The sequence below is a fragment of the Pseudomonas sp. TWP3-2 genome, assembly GCF_049897765.1.
Taxonomy (GTDB): Bacteria; Pseudomonadota; Gammaproteobacteria; order Pseudomonadales; family Pseudomonadaceae; genus Aquipseudomonas.
In genome coordinates, this window is record NZ_JAFCWW010000002.1 from 299,310 (window position 1) to 314,324 (window position 15,015).

The following is a 15,015-nucleotide window of genomic DNA, read 5'->3' on the forward strand; positions in this document are numbered from 1 at the left end:
TCTTGCGGCGCTTGTGCCTGATCAGACATTTTTTGAGGTTGCCGCAATGAGTTTGTCCGAAGCCCGTTTCCACGATCTGGTCGATGCCACCCAGCAAACGCTGGAGGACATCTTTGATGACAGCGATCTGGACATCGATCTGGAAAGTTCGGCCGGTGTGCTGACCGTCAAGTTCGAAAACGGCAGCCAACTGATCTTCAGCCGCCAGGAACCGCTGCGTCAGCTGTGGCTGGCCGCTGTCTCCGGCGGTTTCCACTTCGACTACGACGAAGACAGCCAGCGCTGGATGTGTGACAAGAGCGACGAGCAACTGGGCGAAATGCTTGAGCGCATCGTCCAGCAGCAGGCCGGCGCCGAGTTCGACTTCGAAGGTCTGTGACAGCGTGACTGATAGCGCTCCAATCCGTCCGCCAAAGCCGCTCTACAGCAATGTCAGCGCGGCCGTGCCTTCGCCGTGCAGCGGTGTGTGTCGGCTGGACGAACAGAAAGTCTGCCTCGGCTGCTTCCGGCATGTCGAAGACATTCGTGAATGGCGCTCGGCGGATGATCGGCGGCGCAGAGTCATCTGTGAGCAGGCTGCCGTACGCAAATCCCAAGCTTGACTAGAACCTGTGGCGAGGGAGCTTGCTCCCGCTGGGGCGCGCAGCGCACCTGAAAATCTTGACGACTGCTGCGCAGCCGAGCGGGAGCAAGCTCCCTCGCCACAAAGGAATTTGGCGCCACAGGGTGTGACTTGTATATTTTTTGAGCTGTGATAGTGTCCGGGAACGCCTCAACCCATCGAGGCCTGGTGAAAACCCCGCCTTTTTTGGCGGGGTTTTTTGCTTTTTTGTGCAGAAGAAAGGAGTCTGCCCGGATCATGACCGCACCTTCCATCACCCTTACCCGTCTGGACGTGCAACGTCTGGAGCGCCTGATCGACAGCCTGGACGACTCGCTGCCGGGCGTTATTGCGCTGCAAACCGAACTCGACCGCGCCGACACCGTGGTCGGTCACGATGAAGTGCCCGCCGATGTCGTGACGATGAATTCCCGTGTGCATTGCCGCGAAGAAGGCAGTGGCAAGGACTATCACCTGACGTTGGTTTATCCCAAGGATGCCAATGCCGATGAAGGCAAGATTTCGATTCTGGCACCGGTCGGCAGCGCGCTGCTGGGCCTGAAAGTCGGCCAGCATATCGACTGGCCGGCGCCTGGCGGCAAGACCTTGAAGCTGACCTTGCTCGAAGTCGAATCGCAGCCGGCCAACGGCGGCGCCTTCACCGAGTAATCCCTCAGACCTGTTCGAGCGCCTCGTTCAGGGCGCGCTCCAGGTCGGCCTTGTAGCGCAGATACAGATTGCTTGAACTCTGCCCATCACCGAGCAGCCCCGACAAGTCGAGGTCGGTGATGTAGCAGCGATAGCGTTCGGTCTCACGGCGCTGGCCAACGATTTCCCGGGCGACCACGCTGAACAGCTGGTCGCCATATTCCAGCTCGCAGAATTCCCGCTGATTGCAATACAAAGTGACCTGCACCTCGCCCGGTGCGGCTTTGCCGACGATCGCCTGCACGTCGTAGAAGGCTTTGTTTGCCGGCATCTGCGGCGCTGGCCGCGGCTCGATCCGGCGTGCGCGGCCCGGGCCTGACGGCAATAGTTGGTAATACAAAGTGTCGAGACTGGCCGACGGGCTGGCGTCCATCGGCACCAACGCCTCGCGGCGATACTGGATCGATTGCAGGAAACGTTGCAGCGGCACCAGCAGACTTTGTTCGTCGTGATACGGCAAGTGTTGCTGCCACAGCGCATTGAATTCATCCAGCACGTACAGCTCCGCCTGCTGCTCGGTGACCCGGTAGAACACTTGAATGCACTCGGGCTGACCCATCGGCAGGATCAGTGCAAGGTCGTGATCCTCCAGCGCCTTTGAGTCCAGATGCAGCGGGCTGTAACGCGCCTGCTCTTCGCCGAGGTAATCCAGCAGCGCCGGCAGCGTGGCGAGGGCGACGTGGTTGACCTGGCCGGGTACCAATTCCAGGACGTGATAGTGCTGTTGCACCTGAATCAGGTAGCGGTGATTGAGTTCGCTGAGCAAAAGATTCTGCGCGGTGTCGACGATTTCCTCGACCCTGCGCGCGATGAATTGCGCACGGTTATGGCAGAAACAACGCACGCGCAGCGCCGGCTGATGCGGCCCGCGCGGCAGGTTGTTGAGGTAGTCGCGCACGCAATCAAGCAGCGCGTGCGGGCCGTCGAAGCGGTTGACCAGCACCTCGTTCCAGCTGTTGAGCGTGACCTGATCCAGCGTCAGTACGAGGTTTTCGCGCACTCCGGCGTAGCTCAGTGAGTCAGTGCGCTCGGTGGTCATCAGGATGTTCAGATCGCGGTGATGCTTGAGCGGATCGACGCCGACGTTCACCAGAATCAGTACTTCGCTTGGCACGGCGGCGCGCAACAACGATTCTTCGGCAACGGTGGGCAAGGGCAGGGCGATGCTCTGTTGCAGGCTGCCGAGCAGGTTGAACAGTTCGAACTCGCTCAAGTCGCTGGTGCCGGGATGCAGCGCCAGTCGCGTGCTGCTGTCGATCACGCCGTTGCGGTGGCACCAGGTCAGCAGCTTGAGCAAATCGCGGCTGCGCTTGATCGGCGCGAAGTGTTCCCACTCCAGCGCGGTCAGGCTGCCGTTGTACAGGCCCCACTGGGTTTGCCCCGGCTCCTTTTTATTGCGCGCTTGCACCAGCGTCAGGGTGTCTTCGGCCAGATCGGGAGCGATGCCCGGATTGATGAATTCGACTTTGTCGGCCTTGCGCTCGAACGCGGCGTACAAGCGCCGGCCGAGTACGTTGAGGTCGCGTTTGTTGATCAGGCTGACGGTTTGCTCGGTGCGGGCGAACTGGGTCAGGAAGCGGTAGCTGTAATTCAGCTCGTTAACCAGTGCCCGGCGTTCGGCAGCGACCTGGCGCACTTTCCACTGGCTACGACTATCGAGCAGCGCCAATTGCCGCTGATCCCAATGCCATTCATTAGCCAAGCGTTCCAGCAGCGAACGCTGCCAGCTCTGGGTGCGCGTGTTGCCGGTGAGCTTGCGGTTGACCTTGAGGTACAGCGCCCGGCGTACCAGCTCCAGGCGTTCCGGTTCGTTGCGCGCGGTGAGGTATTCCTCGATGCGGCGGTACACCACCATGTACGGGTCCAGCTCATCCAGATCCAGCTGATTGGCGAACACCGCTTGCTTGAAACGCAGGCTCAGGCACTGCACTTGCGGGTGTTCGCTGGCGTAGACCTCGGTCAGCAGCAGCTTGAGCACCGACTTGTACGGCGACTCGATGCCCTTGAACAACTGCCACAAGCCGGCGCCGATGAACTCGCCCGGCGGGATGTGCGCAAGGTGGCCAAGGTCGAGGGTTTCGTCGTTGCGGATGAAGCGCTTGGAAATCAGCGTATGCGTGTATTGCGCGTAAGTACTTTCTTCGTAGACCGGCACCAGCCACCAGATCGGCGTGCGCCCGGCCAGCCAGATCGCGGTGCGGTAGAACTCGTCCAGCAGCAGATAGTGCTGGGTGGTGCCGCAGTCTTCGGAACTGAGCTGGGTGTCACGCTCGCCTTTGACGAAGCGCTGCGGATCGATCAGGAAAAAATGCGCCTCGGCGCCCTGGCTCGCGGCCCAGACTTCGAGTAACTGGCATTTCTTGCGCAACTCGGCGAGTTCGCTCTCGCTGAGGTCGGGCGCGTGACAGACCCACACGTCCATGTCGCTTTGATCGGCCTGCGCCAGGGTGCCGAGGCTGCCCATCAGGAACAGGCCGTGAATCGGTCGCGGCGGATTGCTGCCATGCCTCGGCTTGTAAGAGAAGGAACGGGTCAGGCGTTGAGCCTCGGCAAGCACGTCGGCGTCCGGCTCATAGTTCGACAGTCCGGCCGGCGTGCTGCCGGAGACATAACCAGGCAACAGCGGATGATTGACGTGAAAGAACAGCGGCAGCAGCGTCAGCACACTTTGCTGGCGGGTCGACAAACCCTCTTGCGCCCGGCTCAGACGACCGTCGTTGAGTTTGAGAAAACGTGCACGCAGTTGGCTGAGAACCTTGCGGTCGATGCCTTCGTCCAGATCAGGGCGGATTTCATGGGTGCGGGTCATGTCGGCTCAAACCGGCTCGCGAGGCGCGGATGCAGAAGGTCACGGAATGCGGGGGAGTTTAGCGCTTGAGCGGGTGGACGTTTAAGCTGAATTTGTTTTTTGACGCCAGATTTGCATCGCGCGGCGACAGCGGGCGATCAAGTTGGCCCGCGGAAATCCCGTGGCAGGAGTTTCCGTGGGCAAGACAGGTGATTCAGGCTGTTTCTTGCTCTTTCAGGATGGTCAGCACGATTTGCACATTTTGCGCAGCGTCGCGACCCAGGCTGGTCAGATAGCCGCCATCAGGCTGGTCGGTCAGTTCTTTATCGAAGAGACGTTGGGCGGCGGCAATGTGTTTCGGGGCAGCGGTCTGATGAATTTTCAAACCTTCCTGGGAACTGTCCAGGGGAAAGAGTGAAAGGACTTCCAGTTCGGCAACCAACTCAGGGCTAAGCGACATAAGGACTCCAGACTTTCTAGGAATTGGAACGAAGCGCCCCTAAGGTGAACCCGCTTTTGCGGCATGTCCAGTGCCTGAACAAGGGTTTTCGCCTCGGAGTGCTTTTTGTGGCGAGGGAGCTTGCTCCCGCTGGGGCGCGTAGCGGCCCCCAAAAGCTTGACGACTGCTGCGCAGCCGAGCGGGAGCAAGCTCCCTCGCCACAGAGTCTAGTCTGGAAAAACGACTTCACTGTTTCTCTGGTGGCAACTCTGGCAGCTTACGCAGTGCGGCTTCGTACCATTCGGTATTGAACGCACGATCCTCATCGAGCATCGCGTCAATCTCAAACGCCAGCACATGCGCCATCAGATTAAGGATTTCTTCGCGCTCGACACCCACCAGCGTGAGCTTGTTGAACGTGGCTTTCGCCGCAGGCGGGTTATCGCTTTCGATCTGGTTCTCGATCGCTTCGATCAGCGTGCTCTCGGTGAACTCTTCTTCGTCGTTGTCGATGTCTGTCGGCTCGCTCATGGCAGGCTCCTCAAGGAAAGCGGCGAGTTTACCCGCATTCAAGCGCGTGATGCTGCTGGCAAGAATCCGCCGGGCGATCTATAAACAGGCACTGCCCACCCCGCACGGCCCGGAGGCTCTGTGATGCTCAAGCTCTACGGATTTTCTGTCAGCAATTACTACAACATGGTCAAACTGGCGCTTCTGGAGAAGGGCGTGCCGTTCGAAGAGGTCATGTTTTACCCGGCACAGACCGCCGAATCGTTGGCGATCAGCCCGCGCGGCAAAGTGCCGGTGCTGGGCACGGATCAGGGCGTGGTCAACGAAACCTCGGTGATCCTCGAATACATCGAGAGCAGTCAGACCGGCAAACCGCTGCTGCCCATCGAGCCGTACGAACGCGCGCAGGTGCTGGCGCTGGCCAAGGAAATCGAGCTGTACATCGAGCTGCCGGGCCGCGCGTGTTATGGCGAAGCGTTCTTCGGCATGGCTGTTCCCGACGCGATCAAAGAGAAAACCAAAGCCGAACTGCTCTTGGGCTTTGCGGCGCTGGGACGGCACGGCAAGTTCGCCCCGTATGTAGCGGGCGACAGTCTGAGCGTGGCGGATTTGTATTTTCTCTACAGCGTGCCGCTGGCCTGTGCGGTCGGGCAGAAGCTATTCGGTGTGGATTTGCTGGCAGAGATGCCGAAGGCCAAGGCGTTGCTGGAGCGGCTTGAGCAGAATCCGCACGTGCAGAAGATTGCGGCGGACAAGGATGCGGCGATGCCGGCGTTTTTGGCGATGATCGCCGCCAAAAAATGAGTTTTTTAGTGCTCTGAAGTCAGTCATCGCTGGCAAGCCAGCTCCCACAGGGTTTTGTGTTGAAACACTATTTGTGTGTTCAGCGCGAAATCTGTGGGAGCTGCGGTGCGACGATTCGACTTGCCAGCGATGCTTTTAGCGGCTGGCGAGCAGGGCCTTGCCGCGAACCACAGCTGCCTTGACCTGCGCCGGCGCAGTGCCGCCGATATGGTCACGGGCATTCACCGAGCCTTCCAGCGTCAGCACGGCAAACACATCCTGCTCGATCTGATCGCTGAACTTGCGCAGTTCTTCCAGGCTCATTTCCGCCAGATCCTTGCCGGTGTCCACGCCGTACTTCACGGCATGCCCAACGATTTCGTGGCAGTCACGGAACGGCAGGCCACGGCGCACCAGGTAGTCGGCCAGATCGGTCGCGGTAGAGAAACCGCGCAGCGCCGCTTCACGCATGATCGCGTGCTTGGGCTTGATCGCCGGGATCATGTCGGCAAATGCACGCAGCGAATCGCGCAGGGTGTCGGCGGCGTCGAACAGCGGCTCTTTGTCCTCCTGGTTGTCCTTGTTGTAGGCCAGCGGCTGGCCTTTCATCAGGGTCAGCAGGCCCATCAGCGCGCCGAATACGCGGCCGGTCTTGCCGCGAACCAGTTCCGGCACGTCGGGGTTTTTCTTTTGCGGCATGATCGAGCTGCCGGTGCAGAAACGGTCCGGCAGATCGATGAACTGGAACTGCGCACTGGTCCACAGCACCAGTTCTTCGGAGAAGCGCGACAGGTGCATCATCGCGATGCTCGCGGCCGAGCAGAACTCGATGGCGAAGTCACGATCGGACACGTTGTCCAGCGAATTGCCGCCAACTGCGTCGAAATTCAGCAGCTGGGCGGTGAATTCGCGATCAATCGGATACGTGGTGCCGGCCAGCGCGGCGCTGCCCAGCGGCATGCGGTTGGTGCGCTTGCGGCAGTCGACCAGACGCTCGTAGTCGCGGCTGAGCATTTCGAACCAGGCCAGCATGTGATGGCCGAAGGTCACTGGCTGCGCGGTCTGCAAGTGGGTAAAGCCGGGCATGATGCTGCCGGCCTCGCGCTCGGCTTGCTCCAGCAGGCCCTGTTGCAGGCGCGTGATCTCGGCCAGGATCAGGTCGATTTCGTCACGCAGCCACAGGCGAATGTCTGTGGCGACCTGGTCGTTCCGGCTGCGGCCGGTGTGCAGCTTCTTGCCGGTCACGCCGATGCGATCGGTCAGGCGCGCTTCGATGTTCATGTGCACGTCTTCGAGGTCGATGCGCCAGTCGAACTGGCCCGCCTCGATTTCGCCCTGAATGGTGTTCAGGCCGTCGATGATGCTGTCGCGCTCGGCATCGGTCAGCACGCCGACCTTGGCCAGCATGGTGGCGTGGGCGATCGAACCCATGATGTCGTGGCGATACAGGCGCTGGTCGAAAGTGACGGAGGCGGTGAAGCGGGCGACGAAGGCGTCGACGGGTTCACTGAAGCGGCCGCCCCAGGACTGATTGGTCTTGTCAGTGCTCATGAATTCGCTCGTATCGGCTTGAAAAAAGAAGGCGTGAAACGCTGGCGCGGATAATAACAGGGTTGCCAATCCTGTCGCTGACACTGGTCGATACGTTTTTTTCTCATCGGGTGATCCATAGTCGCCGCGTTGCGCAGCGGTTTTGCGCAAGGATATTTTCCGATTGAGCAATATCGGCCCGACGAACGTCTACAGTTGGACAGAAGGGTGGGCGTGCATGCGGATCGCGCAAAGCGCATGGCGCCGACTATAAGAAGAGAGAGGGGTGTGTGGATTGTCCATTGTCAGACCCTGTGAACCACGCAGAAAACAGCGGGCCTTGAGCAGTACGACCCGGGCATCGGCAAATATTGCTGGCCGACGTACGGCACTTTTTGGCGCTCGCGCTAGTCTTAGCGTGGATCGCGGTGACGGACGTCACTCCACTTGTCTACGCTATCCTTGTGCGAGACTCACGCAGGAATCCAGCGCAATATGAATGTCCTGATCGTTGATGACGAACCACTTGCCCGCGAGCGCCTTAGCCGAATGGTGGGCGAAATCGAAGGCTATACAGTCCTGGAGCCCAGCGCCACGAATGGCGAAGAGGCGTTGGCACTGATCGACAGCCACAAGCCGGATATCGTGTTGCTCGATATCCGCATGCCGGGCCTTGATGGCTTGCAAGTGGCTGCCCGCCTGTGCGAACGCGAAACCCCGCCTGCTGTGGTGTTTTGCACAGGTGCCGATGAATTTTCCGAGGAAGCCCTGCAGGCCAGCGCCGTAGGCTATCTGGTGAAACCCGTGCGAACCGAGCATCTGCATGAAGCCCTGAAAAAGGCTGAACGTCCGAATCGGGGCCAACTCTCGGCCCTGACCCGTCCCGCAGCCGAAAGCGGTACCGGCCCGCGCAGTCACATCAGCGCCCGCACCCGCAAAGGCATTGAACTGATCCCGCTGGATCAGGTGGTGTATTTCATTGCCGACCACAAATACGTGACCCTGCGTCACGAGGGCGGTGAAGTGTTGCTCGACGAGCCGCTCAAGGCCCTCGAGGACGAATTCGGCGAGCGCTTCGTGCGGATCCACCGCAACGCACTGGTCGCTCGCGATCGCATCGAACGCTTGCAACGCACGCCGCTGGGGCATTTTCAGCTTTTCCTCAAAGGCCTGAACGGTGATGCGTTGATCGTCAGCCGCCGGCATGTGGCTGGCGTGCGCAAGATGATGCAGGGGCTTTAACCGGGCAATTCAGGTTCGACCGTTCGCTCATTTACCAGGCATTGCAGGCCAGGGAGGCCACGCCGTTTCTGATTCAAGTCAAAGTGGATTTGACTGAGCTGTTATTATCCGCCGTATCTATTCAGTACGGATTGATCCATGTCCTCTCGCGAAATTCGCATCGCCACCCGCAAAAGTGCCTTGGCTCTCTGGCAGGCCGAATACGTCAAAGCCCGTCTCGAAGCGGCCCACCCGGGTTTGCTGGTAACACTGGTGCCCATGGTCAGTCGCGGCGACAAGCTGCTTGATTCGCCACTGTCGAAGATCGGCGGCAAGGGACTTTTCGTTAAAGAGCTGGAAACCGCGTTGCTCGAAAACGACGCCGACATCGCCGTGCACTCGATGAAAGACGTGCCGATGGATTTCCCCGAAGGGCTCGGTCTGTTCTGCATCTGCGAGCGCGAAGATCCGCGTGATGCGTTCGTCTCCAATACCTATTCGAGTCTTGATGCGCTGCCTGCCGGCGCCATTGTCGGCACCTCCAGCCTGCGGCGTCAGGCGCAGTTGCTGACCCGGCGTCCGGATCTGCAAATCCGCTTCCTGCGTGGCAACGTCAACACCCGTCTGGCCAAGCTTGATGCTGGCGAGTACGACGCGATCATCCTCGCAGCGGCCGGGTTGATTCGTCTCGGTTTCGAAGAGCGCATCACCTCGGCGATCAGCGTTGACGACAGTCTGCCGGCCGGTGGCCAAGGCGCGGTTGGCATCGAATGCCGCAGCGCTGACAGCGACATTCATGCCTTGCTCAGCCCCCTGCATCATGCCGACACCGCCGACCGCGTTACTGCCGAACGTGCTCTGAATAAACATTTGAATGGCGGCTGCCAAGTACCAATCGCCTGCTACGCCGTGCTTGAAGGCGATCAACTGTGGCTGCGTGGTCTGGTCGGTGAGCCGAGCGGCGGCAAGCTGCTCAGCGCTGAAGCTCGCGCGCCACGCGCCTCAGCGGAAACCCTCGGCGTGCAGGTTGCCGAAGACTTGCTCAGCCAGGGCGCTGCCGAGATTCTCAAAGCGGTGTACGGCGAGGCTGGTCACGAGTGACTGCCTGGCGCCTGTTGCTGACGCGCCCTGCAGACGACTGCGCGGCGCTGGCCGAGGTGCTGGCGGGCGAGGGGATTTTCGGCAGCTGTCTGCCGCTTCTGGAAATCGCCCCGCTGAAAGTCTCTGAGACAATGCGCCGGACATTCGCCGATCTGTCACGCTACAACGCAGTGATCGTGGTCAGCAAACCGGCTGCGCGCATTGCCGTGGATTTGCTTGGCGCAGCGCCTGCGGTAATGCCGTGGTTCAGCGTCGGCGCGGCGACCGCGCAGATTCTTCAGGCTCATGGGCTGGACGCGAGCTACCCCGCTGAGGGCGACGACAGTGAAGCACTGCTGCAATTGCCGCGTCTGCGCGAGGTCGTTGCGAAGCCCGGATCGCAAGTATTGATCCTGCGTGGCGAGGGCGGTCGCGAGTTGCTGGCCGAGCGCTTGCGTGAGCTTGGTGCTAGTGTCGACTATCTGGAATTGTATCGCCGTGACCTGCCGGCCTACCCGCCAGAAGAACTGTTGCGGCGCATCGCAGCGGAACGCCTGAACGGGCTGGTGGTCAGCAGTGGACAGGGTTTCGAGCACTTGCGCCAATTGGCCGGCGATGCCTGGCCGCAACTTGCGCAGGTGCCGCTGTTTGTTCCAAGCCCAAGAGTCGCCGAGCAGGCACGTGCCGCCGGGGCTCGAACAGTTGTGGATTGCCGCGGCGCGAGTGCCGCGGCTTTGCTGACGGCGTTACGGGAATATCCCGGCCCGTTTTCTAATGCAAAGGATGGATACGTGAGCGAAACAGCCCTGCCAAAAGATGACGCCAAGCCTGTGATTGAAGCCCGGGTCGAGCCGTCGCCAGACAAACTCTCCCCGGTCACGCCGGCCCGTCGAGGCAACGGACTGGCCATCGTCGCCTTGCTGCTCGGCGCCGCCGGGGTGGCCGTAGGTGGTTGGGGTGTCTGGCAAGTGCGGCACTTGCAAGCCAACACCGCGCAACAGTTGAACCAAGTGCAGGCGCTGAATGATCAGGCGCAGACCCTCAAACTCAACGAGCAACGGCTGACCGAGCGCCTCGCGCAATTGCCGGGCGCTGATGAACTCGCAGAGCGCCAGCGTCTGGTGGCGCAGCTGCAGGGCGATCAGCAGCGCCTCAATCAACGTCTGGAAACCGTTCTTGGCGCCAGCCGCAAGGATTGGCGTCTGGCCGAGGCCGAGCATTTGTTGCGTCTGGCCAGCCTGCGTCTTTCGGCCTTGCAGGACATCAGCAGCGCTCAGGCGCTGGTGCAGGGCGCCGACGAAATTCTGCGTGAGCAGAACGACCCTGGTTCGTTCGCTGCCCGCGAGCAAGTAGCCAAAACTCTGGTAGCGCTACGCAGCACCGAGCAGCCGGATCGCACCGGGTTGTTCCTGCGTCTGGGCGCGTTGCGTGATCAAGTGATCGACCTCACCGAGCTGGCGCCGGAGTACAAGGATTGCGGTGAATCGCTGCTGGGCCTGACTGCTGATGGTGATGGCGAAAGTCGTTGGGAACAGTGGTGGGACAAGGTTTCGCGCTATATCCGCATCGATTTCAACGCTGACAAGAACGTCCGTCCGCTACTGGCCGGACAGAGCCTGAGCCAGGTGCGTCTGGCGCTGAGTCTGGCACTCGAACAGGCGCAGTGGGCCGCACTCAATGGTCAGGCGCCGGTGTACACCCAGGCCATGGCCGAAGCGCGCGATGTGCTCAAGGGCAATTTCAATCCGGATAATGCGCAGAGCAAAGTCATGCTTGAGCAGGTTGCCGAGTTGAGCAAACAACCGGTGACGGTGGTCACGCCGGACCTCACCGCGACCCTGAGTGCCGTGCAAGGGTATCTGGAACGGCGCAACGTCAACGCTGAAGAATCGATCAAACCCTTCGCCAAACCTGCCGCCAACACCGCGCAGGAGGCCACGCCATGAAGCGCCTGTATGTGATCGTGTTTCTGGTGATTGCGGCGACGGCGGCGTTGGGCCTGGCGATTGCCGAGCATTCCGGTTACGTGCTGGTGGCCTACAAAAGCTTCCGTTATGAATCGAGCCTGTGGGCGACGCTGGCCTTCATCGCAGTGCTCTGGCTGCTGGTGTGGGGCATCAAGGCGCTGATCGAGTTGGTGATGGCCTCCGGCGGCGTGGTCAATCCATGGTCGCGGCGCAACCGCAGTCGGCGTGTGCAGGTTGCCATCGAACACGGTCAGCTGGATCTGGCCGAGGGCCGCTGGGCCAGCGCGCAGCGTCATTTGCATCGCGCCGCTGAAGCCGAGCGCCAACCCTTGCTGTATTACCTCGGCGCTGCCCGTGCGGCCAACGAGCAAGGCAACTACGAAGAAAGTGATCGCCTGCTCGAGCGTGCTCTTGAGCGACAGCCACAAGCTGAATTAGCGATTGCTCTGAGTCATGCCCAGTTGCAAACCGACCGCGGCGATACCGACGGCGCGCTGGTGACCTTGCAAGCCATGCACGAACGCCATCCGCATAACGCGCAGACCTTGCGCCAGTTACAGCGCTTGCATCAGCAGCGCGGCGATTGGTCGGCGGTGATTCGCCTGTTGCCTGAACTGCGTAAGGACAAAGTGTTGCCTCCGGCAGAGCTGACGGAGCTCGAGCGTCGCGCCTGGGGCAAAAATCTGTCGCTGGCAGCGCATCGTGAAGAGGACGGTACGGTCGGTTTGCAGTCGCTCAATCGCGCCTGGCAGCAATTGTCTTCTGCCCAGCGCCAAGAGCCACCGCTGGTGTTGGCTTACGCTGAAAAACTGCGGCAACTGGGTGCTCAGGTCGAAGCCGAAGAGGTTTTGCGACATGCGCTCAAACGCAAATACGACAGCCATCTGGCGCGGCTCTATGGGCTGGTGCGCGGCAGCGATCCGGCGCGTCAAGTGCAAACCGCCGAGGGTTGGCTCAAGGAGCATCCGGGTGATGCGAGTCTGCTGCTGACGCTGGGTCGTCTGTGCCTGCAAACCAGTTTGTGGGGCAAAGCGCGGGACTATCTGGAAAGCAGCCTGCGCGTGCAGCGCAACCCGGAAACCTGCGCGGAGCTGGCGCGATTGCTTGCTCAACTCGGCGACACCGAACGCAGCAACCTGCTGTTCCAGGAAGGGCTTGGATTGCTCGATGAACGCTTGCTGGCCGCACCATTGCCGGTGCCGGTGCGCGCCTGATCTGCTCGGGGGAGGCTGCTCCCCCGTTCACTTCCGTGACTGAATAGTTACCGTAAAAACAACTCCCGGGCAATTTCCTACAGAGGACTACACCGAATCCTCTCGTGCCTGTCGGGTTTTCCCTACACTTCTGGTGAAGTGTCGCCAGCGCCCCGCCTTGAAAGGCCAAGGCGCTTTCCTCTACCGTAACTGCCTGTCTCTAATGTTACGGATTAGCCATGTCGTTGGCCTGCTCACGCTCCCTGTTCTTTATGGCTTTCACTGTGGGGATTCTGGCCCTGGGAGCTTCCTATTACCTCGAATATGCGGTCGGACTGATACCGTGCAGCCTGTGTCTGGTGCAGCGCCTGTTCCTCAGTGTGCTCACCGTCAGCTGTGGGATGGCAGCGGTGCACGGGCCGCAGCGGTGCGGCCTGGCGCTGTACTGGCTCACCACTTTGGCCGCCGGGCTCGGCGGCATGACGGCGGCGTGGCGGCAGGTATTGTTGCAGGGCGACTCGATGCAACACCTGGTGCATTGCGTACCCGGCGCCGAGGAGATGTTCAGCAGTCTGCCGTGGGTATGTGCACTGATGCGCATGTTCAATGACACTGCTGATTGTGCGGAATTGTCCTGGACATTGTTTGACCTGAGCATCCCGGAGTGGAGTCTGTTGTTCTTCGTCGCTATGTCGATTCTGGCGGTTTACCAACTGCTGCGTCTGGTCTGGAGCGCTCTGCAGCGACCGCTCAGCGGCGAAGCGTCGCACCGGGAGCTGGTCGGGGATTAAACACTTGTATGAACTTTCTCTCCTGCGTACCTTGAAGCCATAGGCGTGCGGGCATAATCTGGCCCGCACGTGTCATTGGAATTATGTTGCTCGATGACGCTCTGCCTGGCCGACCCCCGCAAAGAGGGGCGCGGGTGTAGAGCAGCATGACCCACAAGGGAAGAGAGATCGCCATGCTCGAAAGTTGTCAGAATGCTCAGGAACGTTGGGGTGGAGTTCATCTGCTGATCGACCGCTGGCTCCAGGAGCGTGAGGAACTGATCGCTGCCTATGACAAGCTGGGCGCCAAGCCTCAATCGTTGTCCGAAGATCGCAAGCCGTTGCAGGAATTCTGCGGCGTGCTGGTCGACTACGTATCTGCCGGACACTTCGAAATCTACGAACAGTTGACTGGTGAAGCCAAGGCCTTCAACGACAAGCGTGGCCTGGAACTCGCCGAGACGATCTATCCGCGCATCGATGTCATCACAGAAAAGCTGCTGGCGTTCAACGATCTTTGCGATGAAGGCAAATGCGTTGTCGAGAAATTCAAGGAGTTGGGCGGGTTGCTCCACGAGCGTTTCGAACTCGAAGACTGCCTGATCGAAGTGCTGCATACCGCGCACAAGGAAGAGGATCCGGTTCAGGCTTGATCCCGATCTCGCAAGACACAAGAACGGTGCGCCCAAAAGCGCACCGTTTTTTATTGCCTGATCAGCTCGTCGCGCCGCGCAATTCGACTTCGAATATCAGCGGTGTGAAGGGTGCGATCAGGTCGCCAGCGCCGTCCGCGCCATAGGCTTGATCCGATGGAATCACCAGTCGCCACTTGGCGCCGACCGGCATGTCTTGCAACGCCGTACGCCATCCTGAGATCACGCTGTCGAGATTGAACCACTGCGGCTGCGTGTTCTGATCGAACACCGTGCCATCCGGCAAGCGACCGACGTACAGCACCTGCACTTTTCCATCAGGGCCAGCCTTGGTGCCGGTGCCCGGTGTCAGTTCGGTCATCAGGATGCCGTCGGCCAAAACCTTCACGCCAGGTTTGGCTTTTTCAGCCGTGAGAAAACGCCTCTCGTTTTCCACGGCGGCGTCGCTCGAAGGCTGCGTTGGATGCTCGGCATTCTGTGCTTCGTGCTCGGCCAGAATCTGCTCGATCCGCGCTTCGCTCAGCGCCAGTGGCTTGCCTTGATAGGCCTGTTGCAAACCTTCAACCAAAGCCTGCAACTGCAATTGCGGCACCTCTTGGCGCAGGCGTTCACCGAGGCTTGCGCCGAGGCTGTAGGCCAGATCGTGAGCATCATTTGCGCTGGTTTTTTCGTCAGCCTGAGCGAGCGAAAAAATCATGCAGAGGGATAAAAAAAGGTAGCGCGACATCGGCACTCTCCGTCCTGAATTGCGCTGGATTATGCCAGCGCAATC

At 60.4% G+C, this 15,015-nt stretch carries 15 protein-coding genes and 1 pseudogene; 11 read left to right on the forward strand and 5 right to left on the reverse strand.

Annotated elements, in window-relative coordinates; all coding sequences use genetic code 11:
* The first annotated feature begins 46 nt into the window (after positions 1–46).
* The 3 genes from cyaY (at position 47) to rnk (ending at position 1,270) form a co-directional block, all read left to right on the forward strand.
* The gene (gene cyaY / locus ACP7EE_RS04515) at positions 47–379 is read left to right on the forward strand and encodes an iron donor protein CyaY (protein WP_420647495.1); all 333 of its coding nucleotides are present in this window, start codon (positions 47–49) and stop codon (positions 377–379) included.
* Positions 380–383: 4 nt separating this feature from the next.
* Complete coding sequence (locus ACP7EE_RS04520) at positions 384–602, forward strand: DUF1289 domain-containing protein (RefSeq protein WP_420647494.1); 219 nt, start codon at positions 384–386, stop codon at positions 600–602.
* Positions 603–859: 257 nt separating this feature from the next.
* Positions 860–1,270 (forward strand): nucleoside diphosphate kinase regulator, encoded by a 411-nt coding sequence (gene rnk / locus ACP7EE_RS04525; protein ID WP_420647493.1) that lies wholly within the window; start codon positions 860–862, stop codon positions 1,268–1,270.
* 4 nt (positions 1,271–1,274) lie between these two features.
* Here the strand turns inward: rnk and ACP7EE_RS04530 are convergent, their stop codons facing one another.
* The 3 genes from ACP7EE_RS04530 to ACP7EE_RS04540 form a co-directional block, all read right to left on the reverse strand.
* Positions 1,275–4,118, reverse strand: coding sequence for a class I adenylate cyclase (locus ACP7EE_RS04530; RefSeq protein WP_426233741.1), 2,844 nt, complete (start codon positions 4,116–4,118; stop codon positions 1,275–1,277).
* A gap of 193 nt (positions 4,119–4,311) precedes the next feature.
* A complete protein-coding gene (locus ACP7EE_RS04535) occupies positions 4,312–4,557 on the reverse strand; it encodes a TIGR02647 family protein (RefSeq protein ID WP_420647491.1) in 246 nt (81 codons plus the stop codon).
* A gap of 225 nt (positions 4,558–4,782) precedes the next feature.
* Positions 4,783–5,067, reverse strand: a complete 285-nt coding sequence (locus tag ACP7EE_RS04540) for a hypothetical protein (protein WP_426206639.1) — start codon at positions 5,065–5,067, stop codon at positions 4,783–4,785.
* A gap of 123 nt (positions 5,068–5,190) precedes the next feature.
* On the opposite strand from ACP7EE_RS04540, the gene ACP7EE_RS04545 reads away from it, so the two are divergent.
* A complete protein-coding gene (locus tag ACP7EE_RS04545) occupies positions 5,191–5,850 on the forward strand; it encodes a glutathione S-transferase (protein WP_426233742.1) in 660 nt (219 codons plus the stop codon).
* A 135-nt stretch (positions 5,851–5,985) separates the two neighbouring features.
* On the opposite strand, the gene argH is transcribed toward ACP7EE_RS04545, so the two are convergent.
* Entirely contained in the window at positions 5,986–7,380 is a 1,395-nt protein-coding gene (gene argH, locus ACP7EE_RS04550; protein ID WP_426206637.1) for an argininosuccinate lyase, read from the reverse strand.
* A 474-nt stretch (positions 7,381–7,854) separates the two neighbouring features.
* Between argH and ACP7EE_RS04555 the strand changes: the two genes are divergently transcribed.
* The 7 genes and pseudogenes from ACP7EE_RS04555 to rsd all read left to right on the forward strand — a co-directional run bounded on the left by ACP7EE_RS04555 (position 7,855) and on the right by rsd (position 14,243).
* Positions 7,855–8,601: a LytR/AlgR family response regulator transcription factor gene (locus tag ACP7EE_RS04555; RefSeq protein WP_420647487.1), complete on the forward strand. Its 747-nt coding sequence runs from the start codon at positions 7,855–7,857 to the stop codon at positions 8,599–8,601.
* A gap of 138 nt (positions 8,602–8,739) precedes the next feature.
* Entirely contained in the window at positions 8,740–9,681 is a 942-nt protein-coding gene (gene hemC / locus ACP7EE_RS04560) for a hydroxymethylbilane synthase (protein WP_426206635.1), read from the forward strand.
* Positions 9,678–10,415, forward strand: a pseudogene (locus ACP7EE_RS04565) (uroporphyrinogen-III synthase); the annotation flags it as partial. The gene hemC and the pseudogene ACP7EE_RS04565, both read left to right, overlap by 4 nt.
* Before the next feature lie 36 nt (positions 10,416–10,451).
* Complete coding sequence (locus tag ACP7EE_RS04570; protein WP_426233835.1) at positions 10,452–11,606, forward strand: uroporphyrinogen-III C-methyltransferase; 1,155 nt, start codon at positions 10,452–10,454, stop codon at positions 11,604–11,606.
* Positions 11,603–12,841, forward strand: coding sequence for a heme biosynthesis protein HemY (locus ACP7EE_RS04575; protein WP_426233743.1), 1,239 nt, complete (start codon positions 11,603–11,605; stop codon positions 12,839–12,841). The genes ACP7EE_RS04570 and ACP7EE_RS04575 overlap by 4 nt, the downstream gene beginning before the upstream one ends.
* A 218-nt stretch (positions 12,842–13,059) precedes the next feature.
* Entirely contained in the window at positions 13,060–13,611 is a 552-nt protein-coding gene (locus ACP7EE_RS04580) for a disulfide bond formation protein B (RefSeq protein ID WP_426233744.1), read from the forward strand.
* Between the two features lie 173 nt (positions 13,612–13,784).
* On the forward strand, positions 13,785–14,243 hold the full coding sequence (gene rsd, locus ACP7EE_RS04585) for a sigma D regulator (protein ID WP_420647483.1): 459 nt from the start codon (positions 13,785–13,787) through the stop codon (positions 14,241–14,243).
* A gap of 61 nt (positions 14,244–14,304) precedes the next feature.
* On the opposite strand, the gene ACP7EE_RS04590 is transcribed toward rsd, so the two are convergent.
* Positions 14,305–14,970 (reverse strand): FKBP-type peptidyl-prolyl cis-trans isomerase, encoded by a 666-nt coding sequence (locus tag ACP7EE_RS04590; RefSeq protein WP_426233745.1) that lies wholly within the window; start codon positions 14,968–14,970, stop codon positions 14,305–14,307.
* Positions 14,971–15,015: the final 45 nt, after the last annotated feature.